Raw genomic sequence first — 7630 nt, forward strand, 5'->3', positions numbered from 1 at the left:
GGCGCCTGCCCGGCTTCGCCCTGGGCCGTGCGGCCACCCGGCGGCTGACGGGTGCCGTGCCCCGGCGCTTCGGCCTCACCCCTGCCCAACTGCTCACCGGAGCCATGGGTCTGGCCCTGATCCGCTGGCGCGGCACCGAGCGTGCCTCCTTCGACGTGTGCGTCGACGGGCGGCAGGGCGGCCCGGCCCTCGCCCGCACGGTCGGGCCGCTCGTCGAGACCGAGCCGATGCTGCTCGACGCCGGGTGCGACGAGAACGCCCGCCAGTTCGTCGCCCGGACCGCCACGATCCTGGGCGACCTGGGACGCGGCGCGTTCGGCGCCTGCCGCGAGTACGCAGCCGATCCGATGCTGCGGCTCGCCCTGCGCGAACCCGTGCCGGTGCTGGTGCGCTTCACCCCGGACGCGCGCGTGCGCGCGTCCGAGCGGCCGCAGCGGGCCACCGGTGCGTACGCGCTGGACGTCGACGCCCGGATCCGCGGCGGTCGGCTGTGCGTCGGGCTCGACTGGTTGTCCGCCGCCCGCGACGGCGTAGGTGAGGAGTCCGCCGCCCGGCTGCTGGCCGTGCTGCGGGAGGTCCTCGACGAACTGACGGGGGGCGCCGGCGCGTCGCCCGTCACCACGAGCACCGTCGCCGCCACCCCCGTGCAGCGCGAACTGCTGGCCGACGCCGACGCGCACCCCGGGACCGGACGGCAGATCGAGCAGCTCAGCTGGGTCTGGCGCGGGCCGCTGGACCTCGCCCGCTTCACGGCGGCCTGGCAGTGCGTCTTCGACCGGGAGGCCGCCCTGCGGTCCGCCTTCGACCACGGCCCGGACCCCATGATCACCATCCATGACCGGATCGTGCCGCAGGTGGTGCACAGGCCCTACACGGGCGTCCGGCCCGACGCCTTCGTGGCCGACCGGCACCGCGGGCTCGATCCGCGCTCCCCCGGCCCGTTGCGGATCACCCTGCTCGACGGGCCCGAGGACGACGGCACGGGCGTGCCGGCGACGCGGGTGCTGCTCACGTACCACCTGGCGCTGCTCGACACCTGGAGCGTGCGCCTGCTCGTGGCGGAGTTCTGCCGCGCCTATCTGGCGGACGGCCCGCTGCCGGGCGGCGACCGGCGTCCGGACGTACGCGACTACGCACGCTGGGTCGAGACCCAGGACCTCGCCGCGGCACGGGACTTCTGGCTGCGTTCCGAACTGCGGCCCGCGGCCTCGGTGTCGGCACGTGTCACCGCCTCGCCCGTCGCCTGGGAGACGGGGTCCGGGCGGGCACGGGTGCGGCTCACCTCGGCCGAGGCCGCCCGCCTCGACGCGTGGGCCGCCCGCTGGGGCGCGACGGAGAGCGGGGCGCTGCAGGCCGCCTGGGCGCTGCTGCTCTACCGGGCCGCGGGAGCGGACGGCTCGCTGCCGGTGCGGTTCAGCGTGGCGGTCTCCGGGCGCGGCATCCCGCTGGAGGGTGTCGAGCTCCTGCCCGGCGCCCTGCGCAACTCGCTGCCCGTCTCCGTCGAGGTCGACCCCGCCGCCACCGTGCCCGACCTGTTGGCCACGCTGCGCGACCAGGCCATCGACCTGTCCTCGTACGAGTGGGTGTCGGCCGGTCAGATCCACGACTGGACCGGGACGGTGCCGGACGGGGCCCCCGGGCCCGAGCGGACCACCGAGAGCCTGCTCGTCTTCGAGAGCGGGCTCGACCCGCTGCGGCGGCTTGAGCCCTCGTTCGCCGCGCACGGCATCCGCATGGAGTTCCCCGAGACCACGGGCGCCGCGAACGCCTTCCCGGTCACGCTCGTCTCGCGCCGCGACGGGGCCGGCGGCCTGGTGCTGTCCGTGATCCACGACCGCGCCCGGCTGGCGGACGGCACCGGTCTGCTGACCGACTGCGCCGACCTGCTGCGTGAACTGCCCTACGAGGCCGACGAGTCGACGCCCATCGCCGAACTGCTGGACGAGCTGTCGGTCACGGCGGTCGCCCGGCCCTCCTTCGTGACGCTGCGTCAGGGGGAGGCCGGCGGCGGGGTGATCTGCCTGGTGCCCTCACCGGGGGTGCCCCGGGCCTGGTACGCCCGGTTGTCCCGGCAGTACGCGGGGCCGGAGACGGTGATCCTGCTGCGGCTCTCGCCGGAGGGGCCCCGGTCCTGGCACGGGGCGCTGCGCGCCCTGGCCGAGGCGGGCAGGCCCCTGCTGCTCGTCGCCTTCTCGGGCGGCGGGGCAAGCGCCTACGAGACGGCCCGCCGCCTCGCGGCGGACGGCTGCCGCACCCGGACCGTCGTGCTGACGACCGACACCGCGACCGACGAGGCGGCGGGCGACCTGGCACGCCTGCTGGGCGAGGACGCCCGGCAGCCCGGCGACGGCTGAGCGATCGGGTCGTGCGTCAGGAGGAGGCGGGGGAGAGGCTCGCGACCACGGGGTGGTCGCTGCCCAGCGGCCCCGACGCGCAGGCGCCGCCCGCTGAGCCCGACTCGTCGAACACCTCGACGGCGGCGGGCCCGAACGCGGCCCACTCCTGCGGCAGATCGTCCTCGTAGAAGATCGCCTCGACGGGACAGACCGGCTCGCAGGCGCCGCAGTCCACGCACTCGTCGGGGTGGACGTACAGCATGCGGGGACCCTCGTAGATGCAGTCCACGGGACATTCCTCGATGCAGGCCTTGTCCTTGACGTCGGCACAGGGCTGCGCGATCACGTACGTCATGGGGCGTCTCCTCGACGTCGGACGGGAAGCGGACGCGGGTGCCGCCGCATTCCGAGTGCGCCCGCCCCTGTCATTCGAGCGACCCGGACTCGCGACGAGCTAGAGCCCGGATCGGCCTGCGGGGCAGGAGGCTTGGGGTGTGCCTCCTACGGAGACCGAAGAAACAGACCGTGAGGTCTCTTATTTTGCCTCTTCGGTGCGTGGCTACGGCGCACACATCCGGCCAATACGTGTATCTATGACCGTATTTGAAGCCTTAGATCCCCTACGCTTTCACCGGAAGAGCTCTTGAGAGTGCGTGCGGGGCAATTAAAACAGCGCGGACGGTTTGGTATTGACAAACCGTCCGCCCTGTTTTTAACTCTAGGTACCGAGACACGGTCCTGGAAGCGGCCTCGGGCGACTGATGACTCATGCACGAAGAGGGGATACGGCGTGGACATCGAAGTACTGGGGACGTTGGCCGTGAGGGAGAACGGGGTCTCGGTGACTCCGCGGGCACCGAAGCCGCGACAGGTGCTGGCGCTGCTGGCCCTGCACGCCGACCAAGTGGTGCCCGTGGCCTCGCTCATCGAGGAACTCTGGGGGGACTGCCCGCCGCGCAGTGCGCGGACCACCCTGCAGACCTACGTACTGCAACTGCGCGAGATGATCGCGACGGCTCTGGAGAAGGACCCGGAGGGCGCCGCGCCGCGTACGCCCAAGGACGTGCTCGCCACCGCCCCGGGCGGCTATGTGCTGCACACCTCCGGCGGGTCCAGCGACGTCCGCGAGTTCGACCGGCTCGCCGGGCTCGGCTACCGGGCCATGGACGGCGGTGACTTCCCGCGTGCGGCCCGCGAGTTGGGCGACGCCCTCGCGCTGTGGACCGGCTCCGCACTCGCCGACGTACAGGCGGGACCGCAGCTGGAGATGCAGACCAGGCGGCTGGACGAGACCCGGCTGTGCGCGCTCGACCAGCGCATCGAGGCCGACCTGCGGCTCGGCCGGCACCGCGAACTCCTCGGCGAACTGACCGTCCTGGTCAGCCGCTACCGCACGCACGAGAACCTGCACGCCCAGTTCATGCTCGCCCTGCACCGCTCCGGGCGCCGCAGCGAGGCCCTCGACGTGTACCAGCGGCTGCGGGCAACTCTCGTACGGGAGCTGGGACTTGAGCCCTCTTCCGGGCTGCGGCGACTGCAGCGGTCCATCTTGATGGCCAACCCGGAGCACACCACGGAGACGCTGGGCACCGACCGCGAGCGGCTGACCCGGGTGGGCTGACGCCCGCACCCGGTGTTCACGGCCCTTGAGAATCGGGAGAGATGAGCCGCGATGCAGGCCAGGTCGGAACGGACACGGCACAACCTGATCCAGGCGGGCGCGCGCATGTTCAACGAGCACGGGTACGCCAGTGCCACACTCGGGCGGATCGTCGCGGTCACGGGCGTGACGAAGGGAGCGCTGTACTTCCACTTCGCCTCCAAGGACGTGCTGGCCGACGCGGTGCAGGAAGAGGGCAGCGCGCGGCTCGTGGACTTCCTGCGGCGCAGGGAGGACGCCGGCGCCTCACCCGTGCAGGTACTCATCGACATGACCCACTGGCTGTCCCGCGCACTGCGCGAGGACCCGGTGGTCGGCGCCGGACTGCGGATCACCCACGAGTGCGTCGACCGGGAACCGCCGGTCACCGACTTCCACCGGGTGTGGAACCGCGAGGTCGTGCGCCTGCTCCGGGAGGCCGCAGAGGCGGGCGAACTGCGGCCCGCCGGCCGGGACGAGGGAGCGGCGACGCTGCTGTGGGCGACGGTGTGCGGACTCGCCGCCGTGGCCAAGGCACTGCCGACCGACGAACTCGCGCGACGGCTCGCCGCGTCGTGGGACCTCCTGCTCACCCTGCTCGTACCGCCGCACGAAGCCGACCGGTACCGCACCCACGCGCCCGACGGCGACCCGGTGGACGTCGCCTGACCCGCGCGGCTGCCCACACCTCACCCCACACAGTCCAAGGACCATTGGAGCCCCACCATGCCCCGTGAACGACAGTTCGCCCTCACGGCGGCGCCCGCCGCCCACGAAGCGGACGTGCTCGCCCAGGTCGTGCGCATGCTCGCCGACGTCCTGCGCATCAAGCAGGAGAAGATCGACCCGGAGCAGACCTTCCGCACGTGCGGGGTCGACTCGCTGCTGTCCGTGGAGTACGTGGCCACCGTCAACGTGCACTACGGCACCGCGATCAAGCCCGCCGCCCTCATCGACCACCCCACGCCGGTGGACTTCGCCCGGTACGTGGCACGCGAGACGGCACCGCTCGGCGCGATGCCCGCCGCGGCGCCCCCGGTCGCGGCGCCGATGCCGCACGCGATGGAGCCCGCACCGCAGTGCCCCGTCTCCGTGCCCGCGCCGCCCGTCCTCGACGTGCTGCGCGAGGAGATCGCCCGCATCCTGTGCTGCGACCCGTGGGACATCGACACCGCCGAGTCCTTCACCGCGCTCGGCGTGGACACCGAGCTGGCCGCGGAGTTCGTCTCCGTCGTCAACCTCGTGTACGGGCTGCGCGAGCGCCCCGGCGTGCTGTACGACCACCCGGACCTCACCGCGCTGGCCGCTCACATCGCCGCGCAGCTGCCCGTGGGCCCGGACCCGGTCGCCGTGGCACAGGCCATGGCCGGCGGGCCGATGCCGCTGGAGGAACTGCTCGACGCGGTGCGTGACGGGCGGGTCACCGTGGACCAGGCCATGACGCTGCTGCCCCGCCAGGACTGAGGCGGCCGCACGCATGACGTCTCCCGCACCGGTGGACCGGCGAGAGCGGGTGTCGCAGACCGTGGCGCCCGTCAAGCTGTGGTTCTGCCCCAACGAGTCGCTCGCCCCGGGGATCGCCGCCACTCTCGCGACGAACTGGCTGGACGAACAGGAACAAGAGGTGGCCGGGCGCTTCCTGTTCGACCGTGACCGGCGCCAGTACCTGGTGGCGCACGCGCTCGTGCGCCGGGTACTCGCCCTGGAGAGCGGCATCCCCGAGGCGGAGGCCGTGCTCTGGCGCTCCTCGCGGGGCCGGCCCTTCCTGCGCAAACCCGTGGAAGGGCTGCCGCGCGGCGGCCGCGAGCTGGACTTCAACCTGTCGCACGCCGGCGGGTACAACCTGCTCGGCGTGGTGCGCCGCCATCGCATCGGCGTCGACGTGGAACGGCTCGACCGCGACCGCGCCCTCGACGCCATCGTGGAGAGCTTCGCGCCCGAGGAGAGCGCCTGGGTGGCCGAGGCCGCCCCCGGCCGGTCGCGCGATCGCAGGATCCTGCGGCTGTGGACGCTGAAGGAGGCGTACTCCAAGGCGCGTGGCCTCGGTCTCGGACTCGCCTTCGACTCCTTCGTGTTCACGCTCGACGACGACCGCGGCGTGCGCGCCTTCCGGCCGCCCGACGGCGAGCCCCCAGGACAGTGGCGCTTCGCCGAACTGGAGCCCGAGCCCGGCGTGCTCGTCGCCGTCACCGTCATGACGAGCCCCGACGAGGAGCCCGTCCTCGACCTGCACCACGGCTTCCCCTGGAGCCGGAGCGCACCGCGGCAGCTGCTCCTGCCGCAACCGGCGGGAGCCCCCTAGGGCGTGACCCGGCCAGGCAAGAGGTCCAGTCCTCCGTCCCCGTGGACGGAGGACCCCTCGTGCTGCCCGCACCCGTCGCGGCTGCGGCAGAACGTCCTGATGGGCGGCCAACTGGCCTTCGTGGAGCGGGACTTGAGCTGCGGTGGAGATACGCAGAGCAGCCCTCGGAACACAGCTACGGTGCGACGCGCCGGTGGTTTCGAACCACCGCCGGACTCGATCGGGAAGGGGAGGAAGCCGTGCAGATTCAGGTTCTGGGCCCGTTGAGCGCCGACGTCAACGGAGTGTCCATCGTGCCGACCGCCGGCAAACCGAGGCAGATTCTCGCGCTGTTGTCGTTCTATCCGGGCCGGGTCGTACCCGTGTCCACGCTCATGGAGGAGATCTGGGGCAGCAACATGCCCCAGAGCGCAATGACCACCCTGCAGACGTACATCCTGCAGCTGCGCCGGCGCCTGGGCACGGCGATGGGGCCCGGCGCACCCGGCAGCGCCAAGGACGTCCTCGCCACCCGCCACGGCGGATACCTGCTGCAGGTGTCCCCCGAGTGCGTCGACGTGCACCGCTACGAGCAGTTGATCACCGCGGGGCAGGTGTCGTTCGAGGCGGGCGACGACGAGGGCGCCGCCGCACAGTTCCGCGAGGCGCTCGGGATGTGGGAGGGCACCGCGCTGGTGGACGTGAGCACCGGGCCGATCCTGGAGATCGAGGTGATGCGCCTGGAGGAGAGCCGTCTGGTCACCGTCGAGCGCCGCATCGACGCCGACCTGCGCCTGGGCCGGCACTCCGAGGTCATCGCGGAGCTCGCCGACCTGATCGCCCGTCACCCCCAGCACGAGGGGCTGCACTCGCAGGCGATGGTGGCCCTCTACCGCTCGGGGCGCCAGGCCACCGCCCTCGACGTCTACCGCAAGCTGCGCCTGCGGCTCGTCGAGGAACTCGGCGTCGAGCCCTCGCCCCAGCTGCAGCGCCTGCACCAGGCGATGCTCGCCGTCGACCCGGCCCTCGACGTCATCTGCGGACCGCGCCGCGGCTCCACCTTCAACCTGTACGCGGCCTGAGCCCGAGCGCCCTTCGAGGCGCCCCGGGCAGCCTCGCCCCACCGGCGAGTTCCGTACGACCCCGAGGAGTACGCCGCATGTCCGACGCACAGCCGCTACCGGTCCACTGCTTCGCGCACGCCGGGGCCGGCGTCTCCGCCTTCGCCGGCTGGAGCCGCCACCTGGGTCCCCACGCGCGGACCGTGCCGCACCTGCTGCCCGGCCGCGACAGCCGGCGCCGCGAGCCGCGGCTGACCGGGCGCGCGGACCTGCTCACCGACATGCTGGACCACTTCACCGAGGCCGACACCCC

The 7630-nt window shown here is 72.8% G+C and carries 7 protein-coding genes and 1 pseudogene; 7 read left to right on the forward strand and 1 reads right to left on the reverse strand.

Translation table 11 applies throughout. The features are described 5' to 3' along the window. A partial coding sequence (locus tag G3I40_RS22300) for a condensation domain-containing protein (protein WP_164303908.1) occupies nucleotides 1–2354 on the forward strand: 2354 nt, incomplete at its 5' end. Nucleotides 2355–2370: 16 nt separating this feature from the next. Here G3I40_RS22300 and fdxA read toward each other — a convergent pair. After that, complete coding sequence (gene fdxA / locus G3I40_RS22305; protein ID WP_164303909.1) at nucleotides 2371–2691, reverse strand: ferredoxin; 321 nt, start codon at nucleotides 2689–2691, stop codon at nucleotides 2371–2373. Between the two features lie 435 nt (nucleotides 2692–3126). Here fdxA and G3I40_RS22310 point away from each other — a divergent pair, with 435 nt between their 5' ends. The 6 genes and pseudogenes from G3I40_RS22310 to G3I40_RS22335 all read left to right on the forward strand — a co-directional run. Continuing rightward, nucleotides 3127–3957, forward strand: coding sequence for an AfsR/SARP family transcriptional regulator (locus G3I40_RS22310; protein ID WP_164303910.1), 831 nt, complete (start codon nucleotides 3127–3129; stop codon nucleotides 3955–3957). A gap of 51 nt (nucleotides 3958–4008) precedes the next feature. Then, on the forward strand, nucleotides 4009–4644 hold the full coding sequence (locus tag G3I40_RS22315; RefSeq protein WP_164303911.1) for a ScbR family autoregulator-binding transcription factor: 636 nt from the start codon (nucleotides 4009–4011) through the stop codon (nucleotides 4642–4644). 57 nt (nucleotides 4645–4701) lie between these two features. Then, nucleotides 4702–5439, forward strand: a complete 738-nt coding sequence (locus tag G3I40_RS22320; RefSeq protein ID WP_164303912.1) for an acyl carrier protein — start codon at nucleotides 4702–4704, stop codon at nucleotides 5437–5439. Between the two features lie 13 nt (nucleotides 5440–5452). Continuing rightward, entirely contained in the window at nucleotides 5453–6277 is an 825-nt protein-coding gene (locus G3I40_RS22325) for a 4'-phosphopantetheinyl transferase superfamily protein (protein ID WP_164303913.1), read from the forward strand. A 239-nt stretch (nucleotides 6278–6516) separates the two neighbouring features. Next, a complete protein-coding gene (locus tag G3I40_RS22330) occupies nucleotides 6517–7338 on the forward strand; it encodes an AfsR/SARP family transcriptional regulator (RefSeq protein WP_164303914.1) in 822 nt (273 codons plus the stop codon). A gap of 77 nt (nucleotides 7339–7415) precedes the next feature. Continuing rightward, nucleotides 7416–7630, forward strand: a pseudogene (locus G3I40_RS22335) (thioesterase); the annotation flags it as partial.

It is taken from the genome of Streptomyces sp. SID14478 (assembly GCF_010548525.1).
In the GTDB taxonomy this organism is placed as follows: Bacteria; Actinomycetota; Actinomycetes; order Streptomycetales; family Streptomycetaceae; genus Streptomyces.